The sequence below is a fragment of the Vibrio sp. S/42/10 genome (genome assembly GCF_029890535.1).
In the GTDB taxonomy this organism is placed as follows: Bacteria; Pseudomonadota; Gammaproteobacteria; order Enterobacterales; family Vibrionaceae; genus Vibrio; species Vibrio cyclitrophicus.
This window is the reverse complement of record NZ_JAKMZC010000014.1, coordinates 91,727-114,159: the sequence shown is the minus strand read 5'-3', so window position 1 is coordinate 114,159 and position 22,433 is coordinate 91,727. Positions and strand designations below refer to the sequence as shown.

21 protein-coding genes are annotated in these 22,433 nt (G+C 44.9%); 16 read left to right on the top strand and 5 right to left on the bottom strand.

What is annotated here, in order from left to right; translation table 11 throughout:
- Window positions 1-136: 136 nt before the first annotated feature.
- Window positions 137-2,179 (top strand): oligopeptidase A, encoded by a 2,043-nt coding sequence (prlC, locus tag L8S15_RS15755; RefSeq protein ID WP_016784107.1) that lies wholly within the window; start codon window positions 137-139, stop codon window positions 2,177-2,179.
- 103 nt (window positions 2,180-2,282) lie between these two features.
- On the opposite strand, the gene asnC is transcribed toward prlC, so the two are convergent.
- Window positions 2,283-2,747 carry a transcriptional regulator AsnC gene (gene asnC, locus L8S15_RS15750; protein ID WP_010433446.1) on the bottom strand — a complete coding sequence of 155 codons (465 nt, stop codon included), beginning with the start codon at window positions 2,745-2,747 and terminating at the stop codon, window positions 2,283-2,285.
- A 125-nt stretch (window positions 2,748-2,872) separates the two neighbouring features.
- Between asnC and L8S15_RS15745 the strand changes: the two genes are divergently transcribed.
- From L8S15_RS15745 to L8S15_RS15735, 3 genes are all read left to right on the top strand, one after another.
- Window positions 2,873-5,983: an EAL domain-containing protein gene (locus L8S15_RS15745; RefSeq protein ID WP_016768246.1), complete on the top strand. Its 3,111-nt coding sequence runs from the start codon at window positions 2,873-2,875 to the stop codon at window positions 5,981-5,983.
- 142 nt (window positions 5,984-6,125) lie between these two features.
- Complete coding sequence (locus L8S15_RS15740) at window positions 6,126-6,905, top strand: class I SAM-dependent methyltransferase (protein WP_010433454.1); 780 nt, start codon at window positions 6,126-6,128, stop codon at window positions 6,903-6,905.
- 161 nt (window positions 6,906-7,066) lie between these two features.
- Window positions 7,067-7,657: a hypothetical protein gene (locus L8S15_RS15735; RefSeq protein WP_016791819.1), complete on the top strand. Its 591-nt coding sequence runs from the start codon at window positions 7,067-7,069 to the stop codon at window positions 7,655-7,657.
- A gap of 109 nt (window positions 7,658-7,766) precedes the next feature.
- On the opposite strand, the gene L8S15_RS15730 is transcribed toward L8S15_RS15735, so the two are convergent.
- Window positions 7,767-8,645, bottom strand: a complete 879-nt coding sequence (locus L8S15_RS15730) for a carboxylate/amino acid/amine transporter (protein WP_016768248.1) — start codon at window positions 8,643-8,645, stop codon at window positions 7,767-7,769.
- Between the two features lie 52 nt (window positions 8,646-8,697).
- Window positions 8,698-9,132: a universal stress protein UspA gene (gene uspA, locus L8S15_RS15725; RefSeq protein ID WP_010433461.1), complete on the bottom strand. Its 435-nt coding sequence runs from the start codon at window positions 9,130-9,132 to the stop codon at window positions 8,698-8,700.
- A 189-nt stretch (window positions 9,133-9,321) separates the two neighbouring features.
- On the opposite strand from uspA, the gene ftnA reads away from it, so the two are divergent.
- From ftnA to L8S15_RS15710, 3 genes are all read left to right on the top strand, one after another.
- A complete protein-coding gene (gene ftnA / locus L8S15_RS15720; RefSeq protein WP_004735556.1) occupies window positions 9,322-9,849 on the top strand; it encodes a non-heme ferritin in 528 nt (175 codons plus the stop codon).
- Between the two features lie 68 nt (window positions 9,850-9,917).
- A complete protein-coding gene (gene uspB / locus L8S15_RS15715; protein ID WP_004735557.1) occupies window positions 9,918-10,241 on the top strand; it encodes a universal stress protein UspB in 324 nt (107 codons plus the stop codon).
- A gap of 250 nt (window positions 10,242-10,491) precedes the next feature.
- Window positions 10,492-11,685, top strand: coding sequence for an NAD(P)/FAD-dependent oxidoreductase (locus tag L8S15_RS15710; protein ID WP_010433467.1), 1,194 nt, complete (start codon window positions 10,492-10,494; stop codon window positions 11,683-11,685).
- Between the two features lie 144 nt (window positions 11,686-11,829).
- Here L8S15_RS15710 and L8S15_RS15705 read toward each other — a convergent pair whose 3' ends face one another.
- Window positions 11,830-12,723, bottom strand: coding sequence for a DMT family transporter (locus tag L8S15_RS15705; RefSeq protein WP_016784093.1), 894 nt, complete (start codon window positions 12,721-12,723; stop codon window positions 11,830-11,832).
- A 138-nt stretch (window positions 12,724-12,861) separates the two neighbouring features.
- On the opposite strand from L8S15_RS15705, the gene rmuC reads away from it, so the two are divergent.
- From rmuC to tatC, 7 genes are all read left to right on the top strand, one after another.
- Window positions 12,862-14,394: a DNA recombination protein RmuC gene (gene rmuC / locus L8S15_RS15700; RefSeq protein WP_010433470.1), complete on the top strand. Its 1,533-nt coding sequence runs from the start codon at window positions 12,862-12,864 to the stop codon at window positions 14,392-14,394.
- 65 nt (window positions 14,395-14,459) lie between these two features.
- The gene (gene ubiE, locus L8S15_RS15695; protein WP_280574108.1) at window positions 14,460-15,239 is read left to right on the top strand and encodes a bifunctional demethylmenaquinone methyltransferase/2-methoxy-6-polyprenyl-1,4-benzoquinol methylase UbiE; all 780 of its coding nucleotides are present in this window, start codon (window positions 14,460-14,462) and stop codon (window positions 15,237-15,239) included.
- Between the two features lie 98 nt (window positions 15,240-15,337).
- On the top strand, window positions 15,338-15,943 hold the full coding sequence (locus tag L8S15_RS15690; RefSeq protein WP_016768252.1) for an SCP2 domain-containing protein: 606 nt from the start codon (window positions 15,338-15,340) through the stop codon (window positions 15,941-15,943).
- Window positions 15,940-17,574: a ubiquinone biosynthesis regulatory protein kinase UbiB gene (ubiB, locus tag L8S15_RS15685; RefSeq protein WP_010433475.1), complete on the top strand. Its 1,635-nt coding sequence runs from the start codon at window positions 15,940-15,942 to the stop codon at window positions 17,572-17,574. The genes L8S15_RS15690 and ubiB overlap by 4 nt, the downstream gene beginning before the upstream one ends.
- Window positions 17,575-17,627: 53 nt before the next feature.
- Window positions 17,628-17,882, top strand: coding sequence for a Sec-independent protein translocase subunit TatA (gene tatA, locus L8S15_RS15680; protein ID WP_004735565.1), 255 nt, complete (start codon window positions 17,628-17,630; stop codon window positions 17,880-17,882).
- Between the two features lie 3 nt (window positions 17,883-17,885).
- Window positions 17,886-18,293, top strand: a complete 408-nt coding sequence (tatB, locus tag L8S15_RS15675) for a Sec-independent protein translocase protein TatB (RefSeq protein WP_010433478.1) — start codon at window positions 17,886-17,888, stop codon at window positions 18,291-18,293.
- 100 nt (window positions 18,294-18,393) lie between these two features.
- The gene (tatC, locus tag L8S15_RS15670) at window positions 18,394-19,152 is read left to right on the top strand and encodes a twin-arginine translocase subunit TatC (RefSeq protein ID WP_010433482.1); all 759 of its coding nucleotides are present in this window, start codon (window positions 18,394-18,396) and stop codon (window positions 19,150-19,152) included.
- Window positions 19,153-19,454: 302 nt separating this feature from the next.
- Here the strand turns inward: tatC and L8S15_RS15665 are convergent, their stop codons facing one another.
- Window positions 19,455-20,219 (bottom strand): TatD family hydrolase, encoded by a 765-nt coding sequence (locus tag L8S15_RS15665; protein ID WP_010433484.1) that lies wholly within the window; start codon window positions 20,217-20,219, stop codon window positions 19,455-19,457.
- Window positions 20,220-20,427: 208 nt separating this feature from the next.
- Here L8S15_RS15665 and hemB point away from each other — a divergent pair, with 208 nt between their 5' ends.
- Together hemB and L8S15_RS15655 are read left to right on the top strand one after the other, a co-directional pair.
- Entirely contained in the window at window positions 20,428-21,471 is a 1,044-nt protein-coding gene (gene hemB, locus L8S15_RS15660; RefSeq protein ID WP_010433487.1) for a porphobilinogen synthase, read from the top strand.
- Window positions 21,472-21,549: 78 nt separating this feature from the next.
- The gene (locus L8S15_RS15655; protein WP_016787704.1) at window positions 21,550-21,984 is read left to right on the top strand and encodes a GNAT family N-acetyltransferase; all 435 of its coding nucleotides are present in this window, start codon (window positions 21,550-21,552) and stop codon (window positions 21,982-21,984) included.
- Window positions 21,985-22,433 lie beyond the last annotated feature (449 nt).

Sequence of the window (22,433 nt, the reverse complement as noted above, 5' to 3'; positions counted from 1 at the left end):
TATTGAAATTTGCCTTCATGGGCACTATTTAATAACTATTCGCAAGTGATTTTTTAGGGCGACCCTTAGCCTGATGACTGTAAGACGACCTCATTACAAAAAAGACGAAAGTCTCTAAAGCCAAAGGAATGTTTATATGTCTAATCCGCTATTAACCTTCACGGACTTACCTCCGTTTTCACAAATCAAACCTGAGCACGTTAAGCCAGCGGTTGAGCAAGTGATTGAAGCGTGTCGCAACAAGATAGAACAAGTACTTGAAGGTAATACTTCACCAAGCTGGGACAACCTAGTTGCTCCGATTGAAGAAGTGGATGATCGTTTAGGCCGTATTTGGTCACCAGTAAGCCACATGAACTCTGTTGTGAACAGCGACGAACTGCGTGAAGCGTATGAGAGCTGCCTACCAGTACTGTCTGAGTACGGCACTTGGGTTGGTCAACACAAAGGCTTGTTTGAAGCGTACAAAACGATCAAGGCAAGCGAAGCATTCTCGGCATTAAATCGAGCTCAACAAAAAACCATTACTGACGCACTGCGTGACTTTGAATTGTCAGGTATTGGCTTACCCGCGGACGAGCAGCACCGCTATGGTGAGATCAGCAAGCGCCAGTCTGAGCTGGGTTCTCAATTCTCAAACAACGTACTTGATGCCACCATGGGTTGGAGCAAGCAAGTAACAGACGTGGCTGAACTGGCCGGTATGCCTGAATCGGCACTGGCGGCAGCACAAGCCGCGGCCCAAGCTAAAGAGCTGGAAGGTTACCTACTGACTCTGGATATCCCTTCATACCTACCGGTGATGACGTACTGTGACAACCAAGCGCTACGTAAAGAGCTGTACGAAGCTTACGTAACTCGCGCTTCAGATCGCGGTCCAAATGCTGGTAAGTGGGACAACACTGAGATCATCACGGAGCAACTTAAGCTGCGTCACGAGATCGCACGCATGCTTGGCTTTAGCACCTACAGCGAAAAGTCACTGTCGACTAAAATGGCAGAAACGCCAGACCAAGTACTTGGTTTCCTTAACGACCTAGCAGTAAAAGCGAAACCACAAGGTGAGCGCGAAGTAGAAGAGCTACGTCAGTTTGCTGAGAAAGAGTTTGGTGTCTCTGAGCTAAATCTGTGGGACATCGCTTACTACAGCGAGAAACAAAAACAGAACCTGTTCGAGATCTCTGATGAAGAGCTTCGTCCATACTTCCCTGAGTCGAACGTAGTTTCTGGTTTGTTCGAAGTACTAAACCGTGTGTTTGGTATGTCGGTAACAGAGCGTGAAGGCGTAGACACTTGGCATGAGTCCGTTCGCTTCTTTGATATCTTTGATGCGACAGGAACACTGCGTGGTAGCTTCTACCTTGATCTATACGCACGTGAACACAAGCGTGGTGGCGCTTGGATGGATGACTGTCGTGGTCGTCGTATTACTGAATCTGGCGAGCTGCAAACGCCAGTGGCTTACCTAACGTGTAACTTCAACAAGCCAGTTGGTGACAAGCCTGCGTTATTTACTCACGATGAAGTGGTGACTCTGTTCCACGAATTCGGTCACGGCATCCACCATATGCTAACGCAAGTTGATGCGGGTGCTGTTTCTGGTATCAATGGCGTGCCTTGGGATGCGGTTGAGTTACCAAGTCAGTTCCTCGAAAACTGGTGTTGGGAAGAAGAAGCGCTGTCGTTCATTTCTGGTCACTTCGAAACCGGTGAAGCCTTACCAAAAGAGATGTTAGAGAAAATGCTAGCGGCGAAGAACTTCCAATCAGCGATGTTTATCCTGCGCCAGCTAGAGCTTGGCTTGTTCGATTTCACGTTACACACAGAGTACGACCCTGAAGTGGGTGCTCGTGTACTCGAAACGTTGGCGGATGTTAAGTCTAAGGTGTCGGTTCTGCCAAGCCTAGATTGGAACCGTTTCTCACATAGCTTTGGTCACATCTTTGCTGGTGGCTACAGTGCGGGTTACTACAGCTACCTTTGGGCAGAAGTGCTATCGGCAGATGCGTTCTCAGCATTTGAAGAAGAGGGTATCTTCAACACAGAAACTGGTAATCGCTTCCTGAACAACATCCTTGAAATGGGTGGCAGTGAAGAGCCAATGGAGCTGTTCAAACGCTTCCGTGGTCGTGAGCCACAAATTGATGCAATGCTGCGTCATGCGGGAATCAACGCATAATCACGGTAACTATCTAGTTTATTAAGAGTTAATAGCGAAAAGAGCCTCTAGTTAGAGGCTCTTTTTTGTCTGTGCTTCAGGGGCCAAACAAGGCGAACGAATGTTATGGATTCACATTACGATTGATAGGATTCTGCAATGAAATCAATGTCTCTGTCGATTGAACCTCATCGATCGCCTGCAATTTATCAATCAACACAAACTGTAGCTCTTCTATCGACTTACACATCAGTTTTACGAAAATGTTATAAGCACCAGTGGTGTAGTACGCCTCGACCACCTCGTCTAACGCATTCAGCTTGGCTATCGCAGAGTGGTAGTCTTTGGCTGCATTTAGGTTAATACCAATAAAACAGCATACGTCATAACCTAGCTTTTTGGTGTTTACCACAACTTCCGTTCGCTCAATAATGTCTGCCGATCTCATTTTTTCGATGCGAACGTGAATCGTCGCAGGGCTGACATCGAACTGTTTTGCCATTTCAGCATAAGGAGTTCGTGCATCTTCCATCAAGGTTTTTAGAATGGCGCGGTCTAGATCATCTAAACGGACGGTGGTTGTGGACATGCAGAATCCTTAGATTGAATGAAATCAGACTAGCTAGAGTACACATCATAGCCAAGGGTGATAATATTAGCAGCAACTATAGGGTTAGGGTGAATTCAGTGCGATTTTCGTTGTTATTAATTTTGATGTGTTGGAGTGTGTTTGCTTCAGCGCAGACAAAAGATGTGTTGGTTATTCACTCTTATCATCAAGGTTTTTTTTGGACGGATGATTTCCATAAAGGGTTATCCACAGAACTCGACCGTGACGGCTTGTCTTATCGTGTCGTTTACCTTGATAGTAAACGCTCTCAAAATACTGAATACCTAGATCGTATTTATCAGCTTTACCGCACGAAACTGACACATGAAGAATTTGCTGCGGTTGTCGTTAGTGACAATAACGCTCTGAACTTAATGAAACGTTTGGCTCCAGAGCTAAATGGTACTCCCGTTATATTTGGTGGCGTTAGCAACTTCTCATCTGAGATGCTTGAGGGGTTAAACGCAACTGGAATCACTGAAGATATCGATTTGGTTGGTAATATCGATCTAATTAAGCGTCTTCAAGCTACGGTGAAAAAGGTCTATATTGTTACTGACCACTCAATAACGGGCGAGGCTATTCGCTCCCAAGTTGACCTGTTTATTAAAACCCACCCTGATTTATCCAATTTGATTGAGCATTACGTTCCGGATTCATATCAAGAGCTAACGACCTTTGCTCAGCGTGCCGATCTAGGTAAGAGTTTGTTGTTTTGGGCGTACTATCGCGATGTTAATGGTCGTGTTAGTAGCGATGAAGATTGGCGTCAATTGAGCATGAAAACCCAACTGCCACTGTATATGGTCCATGATTTGGCGCTTGGATTTGGTGCTATCGGTGGTGTGATTCAAAGTGGTAAAACCCAAGGGCGAGAGACTGCCCGGATGTTGCTCGATGTGCTTGCTAATCCGGCAGAAGCATTCCCTCCGATTGTGCCTGGCACACCAGAAATTAAGCTCGATTACCAACAAATCTCGAGATGGGATCTTGGTGCTGAAAATGAAGCCAAGGTGACCTTCCTCAACAAGCCTAAGTCATTTCTAATGCGTTATCGCGATGAAATCCGAACCATAGGTTTGCTGTTTATCGCAATGTCGTGTGTCATCGCTATTTTGGTTTACTACCTGAATCGTCTGCAAAAAAGTGAACGAACGAGCCGTAAGAGCCAACTGCTTCTTGAGTCGATATTCGATCAAAGCTTGCAGTTTATGGGGATTATCGATAAGGACGGAGTGTTGCTGTCGAGTAATAGCAAGCTGCATGAACTTTTGTATAACCAAGGCTATAAATTAGGCACACCCTTGCAAGATCACCAGCACTGGGAAGATTCAGCAAGACAGGTACTCAACGAATATTTTATCCCTAGAGATGAACATCAGGTTTTGCGGTTTGAAGCTGAGGTGTGGTGTCGTGATCGCGGTGCGATGGTATTGGAGATTTCATTGAAGCCAATGCCGGGAAGCGAAGAGGATGACATTCAGTTCTTATTTGAAGCACGTGATGTTACCTCGCGTAAGCTAGCTGAGAATAAACTGTTTCAACGTGAAGCGAATCTAAAGTTGTATTACGACAAGCAACCAGTAATGATGATTACGCTTGATGGAAATAATCGTATTCAACAAGTAAACCAATTTGCGGAAGAGTTGTTGGGTTACTCACTTGACCAGTTATTGGGACATCGCCCGCGAGAGTTTTATGTCGATGAAAACGCGATGATCCCGCGCCATATCTTATTGCAACCACAATACAAGATTAGAGGTGTATGGCGTCGTGATATTGAATATCGTCATGCGGATGGCAGCACCATCTGGATTCGTGAAAATATCCGTCCGCTGGTGGAATCGGATCAACTGTTGATTGTGGGTGAGGACATCACCGAGACCCATGAGCTTGCTGAAAAGTTAGAGTATCAAGCGCGTTACGACTTATTGACTGATACCTTTAACCGTAACCACTTTGAGCAAGAGCTGCAAAAGGCCTTGAAAGAAGTTGAAAGCCATATGCGAACTCATGCGATGTTGTTTTTAGATTTAGACCAATTGAAGGTGTTGAACGATACTGCGGGGCATGAAGCGGGTGATGCCGCAATCATGTTTAGTGCCAAATTGCTGGAAGAGGTGCTGCCCTACAATGCTGTGTTGGCGCGTATGGGCGGTGATGAGTTTGCTGTATTAATCAAAGATTGCACCGAGCGAGACACGATCAACGTGTGTCGCAGTATCATCTCTATGATGAGCGAAAATTCGTTTGTGTGGGACGATATTCGATTCAATCTCACTTGTTCTATTGGCATTCGATTGATTGACCATACCGCCGCCTCACCACAGATGGTACACGCTCAGGCTGATGCAGCTTGTCATGCTGCCAAAGAGGAAGGCCGTAACCGCTATAACCTTTATCACCAAGATGATGAAGATCTACGTCGTCGACATTTGGAGATGGAATGCGTCAACCTAGTGCATGAGGCTTTAGCTCATGATCGTTTAGAGCTGTTTGCACAGCGTATTCTTGGTTTGGACAGAGACAGCGAAAAAATGCACTTCGAGATCCTAGTGCGTATAAAGAACATCAAGGGTGAATACATTTCACCCGGGATTTTCATGCCGGCCTCCGAACGCTACAACATTGCGCACTTGATTGATCGCCAAGTGGTGAGTCAGACACTGAGCTGGTTGGAGCGACGACCACAGGTGATTGATGAATTGGGGATGTGCTCAATTAACCTCTCTGGACATTCGATGGGTAATCGAGAGTTTGTCGAGTTCTTGATTGAGAGCTTGAGTAACTCGCTAATACCTTGTCATAAGATTTGTTTAGAGATCACTGAAACAGCGGCGATGAGTAATATGAAACAAGCGATCAAGTTCTTCACGCGACTTAAAGAGTTGGGATGCATGATCGCGTTAGATGATTTCGGCTCAGGGTTATCGTCGTTTGGTTACTTAAAGAAACTGCCGGTCGACATTGTGAAGATTGATGGCTTGTTTGTGCGTGATATTGCTGTCAACGAGATGGACCATGTGATGGTTCGCTCTATCAATGATTTAGCTAAGCAAATGGGTAAACACACAGTGGCTGAGTTTGTTGAAAACACACAGATAATCGACAAGCTGATCGAACTCGGTGTTAACTACGCACAAGGTTACGTCATAGGTCGACCTAAACCGCTTGAGGAGTTGGTTGAAGAGTTACAGCAAGAACGAATCTTATAACCTCCTTGGTTGTTTATACTCTCTTTAGTCGAGCGCTTGGCTTTATGGTGAATACTTTTCTTCCTTAATATGTATTGTTGAGGCAATCAGGTAAACTGGTTGCCTCTTTTGTTTTGAATATTACTGTCTGTTGGAGACGACCTTGCAACTACAACTGATTTGCGAAGATGCTACCCAAATCGATCATTTAAATGACTTAGCGACCCGTTGGAATTTATCCCATGATGAAAACAGCGATTTTGCGTTGGTTCTGACGAGCGAGCGACTTGAGTTACGCAAAGTGGACGAACCTAAACTTGGCGCTATCTTTGTTGATTTAGTCGGTGGCGCAGTCGGTCACAGACGCAAGTTTGGTGGTGGTAAAGGTCAGGCGATCGCCAAGGCGGCGGGCTTAAACAAAGGCGCAACGCCAACCATTCTCGATGGTACGGCAGGCTTAGGACGTGATGCGTTTGTGTTGGCTTCTTTAGGTTGTAAGGTACAAATGGTAGAGCGTCACCCTGTTGTGGCAGCACTGCTTGATGATGGCTTGCAGCGAGCACAACAAGACCCAGACATCGGTGATTGGGTAAGCGAGCGTATGAAGTTGATTCACGCTTCGAGCCATGACGCTTTAGATAAGCTAAGCGATGATCCTAATTTCGAACAGCCAGACGTGGTTTATCTCGATCCAATGTACCCACACCCTGAGAACAAAAAGAAATCGGCTTTGGTTAAAAAAGAGATGCGCGTATTCCAATCTTTAGTTGGTGCAGACATGGATGCAGATGCGTTATTGCAGCCAGCCCTTAAGCTCGCATCAAAACGAGTTGTGGTGAAAAGACCCGATTACGCGGCGTGGCTCGATGAGCAAAAACCGAGCATGGCGATTGAAACCAAAAAGAACCGTTTTGATGTGTATGTGAAAGCATCAATGACCTAGTTAATACATCAATTACTCAGTGAAAGCATCAATAACTTAGCAACACGCTAAGAAAGTTTCCCGTCATAAATACGATAAATTACCATTTAACACTTGCGATAGTCGCGTTACGGATGTATATCTAACTAAGAATCATTATTATTCTTAGCTGGAGTTGTAGCATGGCTAAACGCTTTTGTAAGTTAAACCGTCGAGATATCACTGAACACCTAGGCGAGATCCACAGCTTGGTCACTGAACCTAAGTTTGTGTGTCGTTCTTGTGCGCGTTCTTCGGCGGATCAAGCGAATCTATGCAAACCAACCGCAATTCCACCTCTTGGCTGTCAAAACAAACCCGTTGAAGAAAAAGTGGCATGCGGTCTGTTAGCGGAAACATTACCTGCACCAGAGTTATCGCTTGCGGAAATCAACGATACCCTTGAACCTACTGTGCAAATGTTCGATCCAGCCGTTGTTGATATTGCCGCTGAAGTTGTCGATAAAAAAACATCACAGAAAAAAGCCAAGCTGAAAAAGCTGATAGCGAAGGCGAGTGGTGATGAGAAAGCAGAACTTAAGCGAGCGAAGAAAGCCGCTAAGAAGCAAGAGAAGTACAATAAAAAGCTAGCGAAGATGATTAAGAAGCAGCAAAAGCTGTTTAAGAAAAGTCAAAAACTGGAAAGTGACCTTAAACGCATCAATTTACAACTTGATGACGTTGCCTTCATGGAAACCAAGACTCAAGTAGTGAACCATAATCATATCCACTGAAGCTGATTTGAATTGTTTATTGCTACGCGTAGATTTAAAAAGAGCGACCTAAGGTCGCTCTTTTGCTTTTCTGGGGTAGCCGAGCTACTCATTTCGCTTATTCTGTCGGTTAGGCATTGCTTGCGGATCTCGCAACACGTTTCTTCACCCATGTTTCATTCACAAGTAGAGACAACAAGATAACGCCACCACCAATGGTAAGGCGAACCAAATCGACATCCCTGTTCCAAATCAAGATGTTCACCACAAGGCCTGCTGGAACTAAAGCATTATTCATTACAGCCAGCGCACCGGCATTCACCATGCATGCGCCTTTATTCCACATAAAGTAACCTAACCCTGAAGCAATCAAGCCAAGGTATATCAAGATTCCCCATTGAAGTGAGGTGGTTGGCAGTTTCTCTGGGTTACCCAGCAGCATGAAAGCAACGGAAGCGACGCATAACGCCCCTAAGTAGAAGTAACCAAATACGGTTCTCTGAGGTAACTCGGTCGATTCCTTCTCCATTATCACCTTATAACCCACCTGACCAATAGCAAAGCACAGGTTAGCGCCTTGTACGACAAGGAAACCGACTAAAAAGTTGTCATTGATGCCAGCAAATTTAATGAATACCGCGCCCAGCACTGCAATAGCGGCGGTCACGAGATACCAAGGTGAGAATTGCCCTTTGAGAAAGTCATAAATAAGCGTGACGTAAATTGGGGTAAAGACGGTAAACAAAAGGACTTCAGGTACGGACAGCAGTAAGAAAGATTGATAGTAGAAGCAATACATCAGCCCAAGCTGAATACCACCAATCGCCATCAATTTGCCGATCAGTTTGCGCGAGACACCGCGAAACTTGAGAAAAGGAAGAAACACGATGCCGGCAAGGGCTACGCGCATGAGTACAGAAAACCAAGAATCAACCTGACCAGCGAGGTAAACGCCGATCAGGCTAAAGGAGAAGGCCCATAGGAGGGTAACACCAGCTAAATAGCTCATAGTAAAACTTCGTTAATAAGATATGAGCTGTATGTTACCTAACCTTAAATCATTAGTCTTCTGAATCTCTTAGAGGCACGACCAGCATATCAACAGGTGAGGCATTGATCAGTTGTCGTGTTGAAGAAAGCAGTTTGCTCCAAAAGTCTTGGTGGTGACCACAGACCACTAAATCAACACTGAACTCATTGATGGTGTCACACAACTCATGGCTCAAATCACCACTGCCGACCAAAGTATGAGTGATTGGGTATTGAGCGTAGTCAGCAAAACTTTGTAGCTGAATACGAGAGGCCTCCATCGCGTTATGTTGGGTTTCTGCCATGTTGATATCAATCAGGCCGGTATAAAGCTCTGCATAGTTAACATCGATATGGATAAAAGAGACTTTGGCTTCCAATGGTTTAGCCAATGCCACCGCTTTATCCACAAGTAATTTGCTGTCATCTGATAAATCGACTGCGACCAAAATATGTTTGTAACTCATATTGCTAGCTCCTTTATTCGTTGTCTCATTAAAGACTAGCACTATGTGATGCCTTTTTTTGCTGAAGTGATCTCATATCCACTGTCTTGCGTAATGGCAGTTCGAAATATCGGTTAACTAATGGTCAGCGAGATATTCATTAAATAGTGATATAGTAGAGAAAATTGAGGATGTAATTAGGAGTCTTAAATGCTGTCAAAAACTATGGTTGAGCAACTGAATGATCAAATTAACCTAGAATTTTTCTCATCCAATCTATACTTACAAATGAGTGCTTGGTGTGAAGACAAAGGATTTGAAGGTGCAGCAGAGTTTCTGCGTGTTCATGCAGTAGAAGAAATGGAACATATGCAGCGTCTTTTCACTTACGTAAGTGAAACAGGTGCAATGCCAATTCTAGGTGCGATTGAAGCGCCAAAACATGAATTTGATAGCCTGGGTGCCGTGTTCCGTGAAACTTATGAACATGAGCAAATGATTACTCAAAAGATCAACAAATTGGCTCACGTTGCTTTCAGCACACAAGATTACTCAACCTTTAACTTCCTGCAATGGTACGTTGCAGAGCAACACGAAGAAGAGAAGTTGTTTAAAGGTGTATTGGATAAGCTAGAACTTGTTGGTGAAGACGGTAAAGCACTGTTCTTTATTGATAAAGATCTCGCGCAATTGGCAAAAGATGGTTCATCTTCAATTATGGAAGCTCCTGCCGTTTAGGTAGTATGAGAAAGACACTGATTATCTTTTTCTTTTGAGTTTTCTTATGAAGATGTAGGGAGGAAAGGATGATCAGCGGCGACACTATTCTATTTGCACTAATGGTTGTGACTTGTGTGAACTGGGCGCGTTACTTTACTGCGCTAAGAACACTCATTTATATTATGCGAGAAGCACATCCTCTACTTTATCAACAAGTAGACGGAGGTGGATTCTTCACAACTCATGGCAACATGACCAAACAGGTTCGCTTGTTTAGTTACATCAAAAGCAAAGAGTATCACCATCATCACGACGAAGTGTTTATGTCGAAGTGTGATCGCGTAAGACAGTTGTTTATACTTTCTTCTGCTCTGTTGGGTGTAACGTTGCTGTCTTCTTTCATCGTCTAAGTTATTTAGTACGCGTGAAGTAGAGTTTAGGTTTTGGTGTAAAGCCTCGGCTGTTGGTTCGCTAAGCCAAGTAGTGGTTTTGCTGCTGTCTGCAAATTGTACAATTGAACATCAATTGCAAAGTTTAAAATTGCCGCTAGAATAGCGAGCAATTAGTAAGGATGTGCTGTTTATGCACATCCTTTTTTATTGATGGCATTTCGAGAACAGGGCGTACTCGAGGTGCAAAAGTGAAGAAAGCAGAACCCCAATGAGTGAAAAGTTTGATGTAATCGTAATTGGTGCGGGCGCCGCGGGCTTAATGTGTGCTGCGGAAGCGGGTAAACGTGGCCGACGAGTGCTGGTGGTTGATCATGCAAAGAAACCAGGCAGAAAAATTTTAATCTCAGGTGGCGGCCGTTGTAATTTCACTAACTATGATGTTTCAGCCAACAACTTCCTATGTAACAACCCTCATTTCGTGAAGTCAGCCTTATCTCAATACACCAACTGGGATTTTATCTCGATGGTGAGCAAGTACGGTATTGAGTTCGAAGAGCGAGACCACGGCCAGCTGTTCTGTGTGAATGACCATACCGCAAAAGACATCGTGAGCATGTTACTTGAAGAGTGTAAGCAAGCGAAAGTTGAACAGCGCTACCGTTGTGATGTTCACTCAATCGAAAAAACAGACGCTGGCTTTAAGATGCACCTCAATACCGACGAAGTTGAGTGTGACTCACTTGTCGTGGCGACGGGCGGTTTATCGATGCCGAAACTAGGCGCGACGCCATTTGGCTATAAGATTGCTGAGCAGTTTGGTTTGTCTGTGATGCCGACTACTGCGGGTCTGGTGCCATTTACTCTGCATAAAGAAGACAAAGAAGCCTTTGCTGAGCTTTCAGGAATCGCGATTCCTGCCGAGATCACCGCGCAAGATGGTACCTTATTCAAAGAAGCGTTGCTGTTTACGCACCGTGGCTTATCTGGCCCTTCGGTACTACAAATATCGTCGTTCTGGAAAGCAGGTCAATCGGTCTCTATCAATCTAGTTCCAGAAGTGGACGTTGCCGAGCTGCTTGAGAATTCTCGCGAGAAACACCCAAATCAGAGCCTGAAAAATACCTTAGCGAAAGCATTACCAAAGCGTTTCGTTGAGGTGCTGATTGACCGCAAAGAGCTGGAAGACAAGCCGCTCAAACAGTTCAATGAAAAGCAGCTAAATGACATTGTAGAGCATCTAGAGAGCTGGAAGATTGCGCCAAACGGCACCGAAGGCTACCGAACGGCTGAAGTGACTTTAGGCGGCGTCGATACTAACCACCTATCTTCAAAAACCATGGAGTGTAAGAGCGTGTCTGGCCTCTACTTCATCGGTGAAGTGATGGACGTAACAGGCTGGTTAGGTGGCTATAACTTCCAATGGTGTTGGAGTTCTGGGTTTGCAGCAGGCCAGTGGGTTTAAGCTTCCCATGAGATTTTAAATGACATAAAAATGGCGAGTCATATGACTCGCCATTTTTGTATTTATAAGCGGTAATCTAGCTCTAGATTCGACTTTATCGATAGCTTTTCGTGATCAGCCGAGTCTTTTAGCTCATTTACTCATTCACGCAGATTTGTTTTTTGAAAACTTAATCTGTTGAATCACCAAACCGGCGATGATCAGTACCAAACCAAACAGGGTCGCAGGGTGGATTTCTTCGCCAATAATGGTTGAAAGTAGCATCAACGAGATAAAAGGCGAGGCGAAAATTAGATTACTGATACGTGCTGTATTGTTGGTTAGTTTTAGCGCTGAGAGCCACAAGACAAAGGTAATACCCATCTCGAACAGACCAACGTAAGTCACCGCCATCCAACCCTTCGCTGTGATTTGGCTAAAACTCTCGCCTTCGTAAACGGTTAAACCAATTGCGAATGGCAGTGCCACTAAGAACCCAAGCAATACGCCCACAACCGGGTCAGCCTTGTTTTTGGTGTTTAGAATCCAGTATCCCGCCCAAAGCAAGGTTGAAAGTAACGCCAGAGCTACACCGAGCGGACTATCGAACTGCATGCCTAGCAAATCGCCTTTGGTAGCAATAACCACCACGCCCGCATAGCTGAAGGTACACGCCACCCAATCTTGTTTACGAATCTTTTGCCCTAAAAAAACCGCCGCCATTAAGGTTAACGTGATCGCCCAACTGTAGTTGATGGCTTGGGCTTGAGAAGCAGGCAGTAGATCATAGGCTTTGAAGAGAATCAGATAATAGGCCAGTGGGTTAACCAAGCCGAGGAGTAGGTAATACCAAGGGTTTGAAAGGAACGTGGTACTCAGCTGAGAAAGCTTGCCTTGAAAGGCGCAGATGGTAATCAATGCTATAGAAGAGACAATGCTAGCGATGGTCAGCATTTGAATCGGCGAAAACTCAGCAAGGGTCAGCTTAAAAGCAGTAGCAACGGTTGACCACAGTAATACTGCGGAAAGGCCAAAGCCTAAGGCACGACGTTCGTTCATAGCAACTCATTCTAATTTGATGGGGCAGAATACGGAGCGCCTAGTCTATCTGTCGAATTTTAATACGGCAAACTGGACATTTATCCAGTATCAAAATACCATTTAATGAGTTATCTCCAATTAGGCTAAATCATTATCATGCAATGGATTATCGAACATCAGGCAACGCTTATTGCTGCTATTTCCGGCGCGCTCGTCAGCGGCGGTGTGGTGGGCTGGTGGATCAAACAGAAGTTCTCTTTTCAGCAGCGACTTCTTGAACAGCAACTCGAGTCCGACCGTTTGCTGCATGAGTCACAACAATCTCAGCTCAAATCTTCACTCGCAGAGGCGCAACAAGAGCTCAATGAGTTGGATGATGATCGAGATAAAGCGGCATTTGAACTTAAGCAGGCACATGGCAAGGTGATGGCTGCGATGGAGAAGCTGCGTTATTTTGAAGCCGTGAAGCAAGAGCGTCAGCAGTACGCCGATGAGATCAATGTGCTTAAGGATCATAAGTCTGAATTAGAAGCTGAGCTGCGCGAACAAGAAGCAAGACACGACCAAGAAAACCTCGCCAATAGCGAAAAGCTACAGTTGCTAGAGCAAGCCGAATCTCGACTTAAGCAGCAGTTCGAACTGTTAGCTAATCAACTGTTTGAGAGCAAAACCGCTAAGGTCGATCAGCAAAATAAACAGAGCCTAGAAGGTTTGTTGTCTCCATTGAGAGAGCAGTTGGAAGGCTTCAAGAAACAAGTGAATGACAGCTTCAGCCAAGAGGCCAAAGAACGTCACACCTTGGTACACGAACTGAAGAACCTACAACGTCTCAATGAGAGTATGACACGTGAAGCGGTTAATCTGACTCAAGCGCTAAAGGGTGATAACAAACAGCAGGGCAATTGGGGCGAAGTGGTACTGGCTCGAGTACTTGCTGAGTCTGGGCTGCGAGAAGGGCATGAATACCAAACTCAAGTGAACCTACAAAACGATGCGGGTAAGCGTTATCAGCCGGATGTGATCGTGCATTTACCACAGGATAAGCAAGTGGTGGTGGATTCTAAAATGGCTTTGGTGGCCTTTGAGCGTTACTTCAATGCTGAAACCGATCAACAACGCGATGCTGCGCTGCGTGATCACTTGGTGTCACTGCGAGCGCACATAAAAGGGTTAAGCCAGAAAGATTATCATCAGCTTAAAGGCATCCAGAGCTTGGATTACGTGCTGATGTTTATCCCGGTTGAGCCAGCATTCCAAGTGGCTATTCAGGCGGATCCTAGCTTGGTCAAAGATGCGATGGAACAAAACATTATCTTGGTCAGCCCAACCACCCTGCTGGTGGCACTGCGTACTATTGATAACTTGTGGCGCAATGAGAGGCAGAACCAAAATGCGCAAGTTATTGCGGAGCGAGCGAGCAAACTTTACGACAAATTACGCTTATTCGTTGATGATATGGAAGGCCTTGGTAGCTCACTTGATAGAGCCAACCAAAGCTACCAAGGGGCAATGAATAAGCTGGTGACTGGACGTGGCAATGTGATTCGTCAGGCAGAAAGCTTCAAACAACTTGGTGTTGAAGTGAAAAAATCGATTTCGGTTGGGATTGCCGAAATGGCTCAAAATGAGGCTTTTTCAGAAAATGCCTCCTTAGTAGAAAGACAACCTGCTGAGGATAAAGTAAACTAATCGGCTGCAGCGCCTCTAAACAGAGAGTGTGCTGTCGATGAGAACTTACCATGGTAGATAACAGCATTATGGACACAAGCGTGCAGACAAATTCAGCAGTAGAGTCGGAAACCACACACTTTGGTTTCGAAACCGTCGCAAAAGACGAAAAAGTCGCGAAAGTAGCAGAGGTATTTCACTCTGTAGCCGCTAAATACGACATCATGAATGACTTAATGTCGGGTGGTGTTCACCGCTTGTGGAAGCGATTCACGATTGATTGCAGTGGCGTACGTCCTGGTCAACGTATTCTCGACCTTGGTGGTGGTACTGGTGACCTTACTGAGAAATTCTCGCGTATCGTTGGCGAAAAAGGCCACGTGGTTCTTGCTGATATTAACAACTCGATGCTGAATGTTGGCCGCGATAAGCTGCGTGATAGCGGTATTGTTGGCAACGTACATTACGTACAAGCGAACGCTGAAGAACTACCATTCCCTGACAACTACTTCGATTGCATTACTATCAGCTTCTGTCTGCGTAACGTAACCGATAAAGACCAAGCGCTGCGTTCAATGTACCGCGTACTTAAGCCGGGTGGTCGTCTGTTGGTTCTTGAGTTTTCTAAGCCAGTACTTGAGCCTTTATCAAAGGTTTACGATGCATACTCTTTCCACCTATTGCCAAAAATGGGTGAGCTGATTGCTAACGATGCAGACAGCTATCGTTACCTTGCAGAATCTATCCGCATGCACCCGAACCAAGAAACCTTGGAAGGTATGATGCAAGAAGCGGGTTTTGAAAATACGAAATACTTCAACCTAACGGGCGGCATTGTAGCGCTGCACCGTGGTTACAAGTTCTAGTCGAACTTGGTAGCAAGCTCGTAGAGCACGCTAAAAAATAAGAATAAAGATAGAACGGATAGGTTAAGGCTTATCCGTTTTCAAAGGTAAGGACAGTCATGCCATTTGATCCATTGGTCACCGCGGTTATTGAAACCTCTTTAAATACTTTCGTGAACGATGATCCCGCCTTGGTTCGTCGTTTGTCTCGTTTAAAGGGACAGATCATTCAAGTTAATTTGAAAGAGTTGAACAAAACACTCACCTTCGTTTTCAGTCAACAGATCGATGTGTTGTCGGAATATGAAGGGCAGCCTGATTGCTACCTATCTTTGAATTTATCGGTGTTACCGGAACTGCGTGAGCAATCGAACATCACTAAGCTGATCAAACAAGATAAGTTGATTCTAGAAGGTGATATTCAACTGGCGCAGAAGTTTGCTCAACTGATGACAGACTGCAAGCCAGACTTGGAAGAGTGGTTATCTCGTGCGACTGGTGATGTGGTTGCGCATACCTTAGTGCAAGGTGTTAAAAACGTCGGTGGTTTTGTGGCGAAGCAAGCCACTAAGCATCAAAACCATGTTGCTCAGGTTCTGACAGAAGAGTGGAAGATTGCTCCAGCCCCGTTAGAAGTGGTGCACTTTTGCGACCAAGTTGATGACGTAAAAAGCTCAGTAGCACGCCTTGAAGCTAAATTGAACGCTCTGTTGGAGAAAGCATGACCCCAGCAGAACTGAAACGTCTTTATCATATTATCAAGGTACAGTTAGAGTACGGCCTTGATGAGTTGATGCCTGAGCACCAGTTAACGAAAGCCCCTTTGCTGGCGAGAAAGTCACTGTTTTGGCTTAAGAACAAACATCAAGATAAAGAGTTAGGTCAGCGTTTACGTCTTGCTTTGCAAGAGTTAGGGCCAGTGTGGATCAAGTTTGGTCAAATGATGTCGACGCGTCGTGACCTGTTTCCTCCTCATATCGCAGATCAACTCGCTTTATTGCAAGACCAAGTCGCTCCATTTGACGGCGCGTTGGCCAAGCAAGATATGGAAAAGGCACTGGGTGGTAGCCTAGATAACTGGTTTACCGACTTTGATATCGAGCCACTGGCTTCAGCTTCTATCGCTCAGGTGCATACTGCGAAGCTTAAAGAGAGCGGCCGCGAGATTGTTCTGAAGGTAATTCGCCCTGATATTCGCCCGGTGATTGATGCAGATCTAAAACTGATGCACCGAATGGCGCGTATAGTCGCTAAGTCGCTTCCTGAAGCACGTCGTTTGAAACCTGTTGAGGTGGTTCACGAGTACGAGAAAACGTTACTTGATGAACTGGATCTGCGCCGCGAGGCAGCGAATGCGATTCAACTGCGACGTAATTTTGAAGGCAGCGAAGAGCTGTATGTGCCAGAAGTTATTCCTGATTTAAGCAGTGAAACCTTGATGGTGTCAGAGCGAATCTATGGTATTCAAGTTTCAGATATTGAAACACTGAATGCTAACGGCACCAACATGAAGCTGCTGGCTGAACGCGGTGTGACGGTATTTTTCACCCAAGTGTTCCGCGATAGTTTTTTCCATGCAGACATGCACCCAGGTAACGTATTCGTTAACCCTGAAAATCCAGACAACCCTCAGTGGATTGGTTTGGATTGTGGCATTGTCGGCACGCTCAACAGCGAAGATAAGCGCTATTTAGCCGAGAACCTGCTGGCTTTCTTTAATCGAGATTACCGTAAAGTTGCCGAGCTGCACGTTGATTCGGGGTGGGTACCACACGACACCAATGTTAACGATTTCGAATTCGCGATTCGCATGGTGTGTGAGCCGATTTTTGCAAAACCACTTGGCGAGATCTCATTTGGCCATGTGTTGCTAAACTTATTTAATACAGCAAGACGTTTCAACATGGAGGTTCAACCTCAGTTGGTACTTCTGCAGAAGACCTTGTTGTATGTGGAAGGCCTAGGTCGTCAGTTGTATCCGCAGCTTGATTTGTGGGCAACCGCCAAGCCCTTCCTTGAAACCTGGATGATGAATCAGGTGGGGCCGCAAGCTGTGATCAACGCAGTAAAAGAGCGTGCACCATTCTGGGCAGAAAAACTGCCAGAGCTGCCAGAGCTACTTTATGACAGCTTGCGCCAAGGTAAAGCGATGAACCACAGAATGGATCAGCTTTATCAAGGCTACCGAGATAGTAAGCGTCAGCAAGCGACTGGAAAGTTTTTGTTTGGCGTTGGAGCAACTTTAGTCGTATGCTCCGCAATATTAGTTTCAAGCCCTTATGAGCAGCTATCCATGGGCTGTGGCATCGCAGGTGTCACATTTTGGCTGCTTAGTTGGCGAGCTTACCGTCGTTAGACAGTAGACTCTCTTAATATTTTTATGTGTAGACAGACCCGAGGACAATGACAATGGGTGGTATCAGTATTTGGCAACTTCTAATCATTGCTGTAATTGTAATTTTGCTATTCGGAACAAAGAAACTGCGCGGCATGGGTGGTGACTTAGGTTCAGCGGTTAAAGGCTTCAAAAAAGCGATGAGCGATGAAGACAAGCCTGCAGATAAGAAAGACGCAGACTTTGAACCAAAGAATATTGAGCAGCAGAAGAAAGAAGCGAGCGCTGAAACAACTGCTGAAACAAAGAAAGACAAAGAGCAGGCGTAAATCGTGTTTGATATCGGTTTTTGGGAACTGGTATTAATATCTGTCGTTGGGTTAGTGGTTTTAGGACCTGAGCGTTTGCCTGTGGCGATTCGCAGTGTTTCCAAGTTTGTTGGACAAGCGAAAAGCATGGCAAATAGTGTGAAAGATGAACTTTCTCATGAGCTTAAGGTGCAAGAACTTCAAGAAAACCTACGTAAGGCGGAAAAAATGGGTATGGAAGATTTATCTCCAGATCTAAAAGCATCAGTTGATGAACTCAAGCAAGCCGCTGCTGAGGTTCAACGTCCGTATGCTAAGCCTGAGTCTGATAAGCCAAGTGAGACTAAACCTAGTGTCACGGAAACTGTGGAATCTGAAACCATTCAGGTCAATAGTGAAGCTTCAGCACCGTCAGATAAGAAAGCCGAATAGTCTCGCTAGGAGGAGTCGCCAGATACTTAAGTAGCTCGATGTTTAAGTACATAGGTATGCACGCGACTCCTTTTCGATCTTCCTGTTTAAGAGGTTTGACATGTCTTCGACTGAGCAGACACAGCCTTTAATTAGCCACCTTCTAGAACTACGTAATCGCCTACTACGTGCGATTGTCGCGGTTCTGGTCGTGTTTGTCGGGCTAATTTATTTTGCTAATGATATTTATGAATTTGTATCAGCACCTTTGGTAGATCGCCTACCTGAAGGGGCGACGATGATTGCGACTGATGTTGCATCGCCATTTTTCACACCACTGAAATTAACCTTAATCGCGTCTATTTTTATCGCGGTTCCGTTTATTTTGTATCAGGTGTGGGCTTTTGTCGCTCCGGGCTTATATAAGCATGAAAAGCGCTTGATCATGCCGTTGTTGGCTTCAAGTTCATTGTTGTTTTACTGTGGTGTGGCGTTCGCTTACTTCGTGGTATTCCCATTGGTATTTGGCTTTTTTACGGCTATATCATTAGGTGGAGTTGAGTTCGCAACCGATATATCGAGTTACCTTGATTTTGTACTCGCGTTGTTCTTTGCCTTTGGTATTGCTTTTGAAGTACCAGTCGCGATTATCTTGCTATGTTGGACAGGGGCGACAACGCCTAAAGCTTTGTCAGAAAAGCGTCCTTACATCGTCGTCGGTGCTTTCATTGTTGGTATGATGCTGACACCACCCGATATGATCTCGCAAACCCTGTTGGCGATTCCAATGTGTATTCTGTTTGAGATTGGTCTGTTCTTTGCGCGTTTTTATGTGCGTAAACCAGAAGAGGGTGATGAGGAAGAAGAGGCTGAATCTTAATTGGCAAAGAGCTGATCGTTAGAGCCCAGCAGCAAAAAATCACATAATAAAAAAGCGGCTATTGGCCGCTTTTTTATTATGTTTTGTTTATCGAATCTTTAACTGATAGCCACAGTTTTGGCATATATAGAGCTCTTTGATACCCAAAATTTTATGCCATAGGGTTCGATGTTGACGTTGTAAGTATTGTGAGTGGTCACACATATCTATTATCCCCATATGAATGCGGTTGATAATAGACTCATTGCCTTTTGTTCTCAAATATTATTTGTTAATACAATTAATTTAATTTACTGATAAATCTATAATAAATTGAATAAATCTCTCGCATTTTTAGTGGTTAACGCGTCAACCTCTTCAATCGTCATGCCTCTAAGATCGGCTATTCGCTGTGCAACCAACTCCGTGTACGCTGGCTCATTCCTCTTACCGCGATTGGGTGCCGGTGCTAAATACGGACAATCAGTTTCAAGAATGATGTAATTCATATCAAGGTGAGGGATTACTTTGTCCATGCCTGAGTTTTTGAACGTCGACACGCCTCCTAAGCCTAAATGAAAACCTAACGCATTGATTGCTTGAGCTTCCTCTAAGCTGCTGCCAAAGCAGTGAAACACACCACGTAAGCTGCCGTCTTGTTCTTGGCGAAGTAGTGCGAGTGTTTCTTCAATGGAATCACGGGTGTGGATGACGACAGGTAGGTCGAGGTCTTTTGCCCACTGCAATTGGGTGACGAAGGCCATCTCTTGTTCTGCTTTAAAGGTTTTATCCCAGTACAAGTCGATACCAATCTCACCTACGGCTATAAAGTCATGCTTATCAAACCAAGTTCGAACGGTTTTGAGGGTCTGCTCGATATTTGCATCTACGTAACAAGGGTGCAAACCCATCATTGAACGACATACCTCAGGAAACTGAGCCTCTGTCGCTAGCATTGGCTCGATAGATTCTAAATCGATGTTCGGCAGCAGAATGGTATCAATACCTTGAGCAAGCGCGCGTTGCACGACTTGTTCACGGTCTTCATCGAATTCGCTCGCGTAAATATGGGCATGGGTATCGATCATTGTTTTGTCCTGAAAGCGGTCTTTACTGAATTGTCATGAGTATACGGCAGTGTGAGGAGAAGGTCATTTTTTGCCATTTCTCCCTGTTTTTGAGTGGGTTTTATATTTTACTGTTAGCGTCCTGAGCCATCAGTGATATGCTTTTGCCTGTATTTTGCACTTTTCATATCTAAGCATTTCGGTGCTTAGACTAGGCAAGGAGAATCTAGTGTCTGTTTCAATTCAAGGTCAATTCCCAGGTCGCCGTATGCGCCGTATGCGTAAGCACGACTTTAGCCGTCGCCTAATGGCAGAAAATCAATTGTCTGTGGATGATCTAATCTACCCAATGTTTATTCTTATGGGTAAAGAGCGTCGTGAGCCTGTAGAGTCAATGCCAGGCGTTGAACGCCTGTCTATCGATCTTATGCTTGAGGAAGCGGATTACCTGTCAAAATTGGGTGTTCCTGCAATTGCTCTGTTTCCGGTAGTGAACCAAGATGCTAAAAGTTTATGCGCGGCTGAAGCTCATAACTCAGAAGGTTTGGTACAACGAGCAGTACGCTTACTCAAAGAGCACGTGCCAAATATGGGTGTGATTACTGACGTAGCACTGGATCCGTTCACTACACACGGCCAAGACGGCATCATCGATGAAGATGGTTACGTGATGAATGACGAGACGACCGAAGTCTTGATTAAGCAAGCACTATCACACGCTGAAGCGGGTGCTGATGTGGTTGCACCGTCGGATATGATGGATGGCCGTATTGGTAAAATCCGAGAAGCGTTAGAAGAAGCTGGCTACATTCATACCCAAATCATGGCGTACTCTGCAAAGTATGCATCGTGCTACTACGGCCCATTCCGTGATGCAGTTGGCAGTGCTTCGAACCTGAAAGGTGGTAACAAGAAGAACTACCAGATGGATCCAGCCAACAGCGATGAAGCGATTCATGAAGTCGCGATGGATCTTAATGAAGGTGCGGATATGGTGATGGTGAAACCAGGCATGCCTTACCTAGACATCGTGCGCCGTGTTAAGCATGAACTGCAAGCTCCAACGTTTGCTTATCAAGTATCTGGTGAGTATGCGATGCACAAAGCGGCGATTCAAAACGGCTGGCTGAAAGAGCGTGAAACCGTCATGGAATCACTGTTGTGCTTTAAGCGTGCTGGCGCTGATGGCGTCCTGACGTACTTCGCTAAAGATGTCGCAGAGTGGCTTGCTGAAGATAACGCACAAGCTGCTGAGCACCTGCAAGGCAAGTAAGTACGATCAAGCAAATCATATGATCACCAAAGGGTTGGCCGTTGTGCTAGCCCTTTTGTTTTATGAGGATGAAACAAGATGTCAATCATCGTACGTGAAGGTTCGTTAGAAGAGGTCGTCTCTGTTGTTGAACAGATCTCCGAGTTTGCTAAGAACGAAAGCGTTGCTTCTCTTGCAGAGCGGCTTGCTGGGAAAAAGAGCCTGATTTTAGTGGCTGAAGACGATGACGTGCTGCTTGGTTTTAAGATCGGTTATGAATTGGATCAGCACACTTTCTATAGCTGGTTTGGTGGCGTGTTACCGATCGCAAGGAATAAAGGTGTTGCACAGGCGCAATTAGACACTCAAGAACAGTGGGTGAAGCAACAGGGCTACCAACAGCTAAAAGTGAAATCTCGTAACCAGTTTCCTGCGATGCTACGTCTGTTATTGAGAAACGGTTACCTAATCGAAAAATTAGAAGAAAAAGAAGACATTAATGCCCATAGAATCCATTTTTTGAAGCAAATTTGAGCACTGCTGTTAACGGCTTATAAATTAAATGAGATTTATTATCATTTAAGTGTTGACTATTAAATGAGAATCATTATTATTAACTTTGTCTTAGGGAATGAGGAAATGTTCACAAGGATGTTAAGTACTCAAGTGTCAACTTGGTTACCCAACAGAATTCTCGCGAACTTGTACTAAGTTCTTTTTGACACGACATTGCTCACATTGCTTCCAGTGTAATTTATAGCTTTTAGGTAAAGCTGTGGTATTCAATTTGAATGGCTTTACCGGTTTTTGCTAGGCGACATCTTCGGGTGTCGCTTTTTTTATACCTTCATTTCAACAAGATGCATATTTAGTGGCACATATTTTTATGAATAAAACGCCATCAGTATTCTTTTCCACAACGCAAGATCGTAAAAAGATCGTTGATCATATGTTCGATCTGTAATTTTATTCTTTACTTTCAT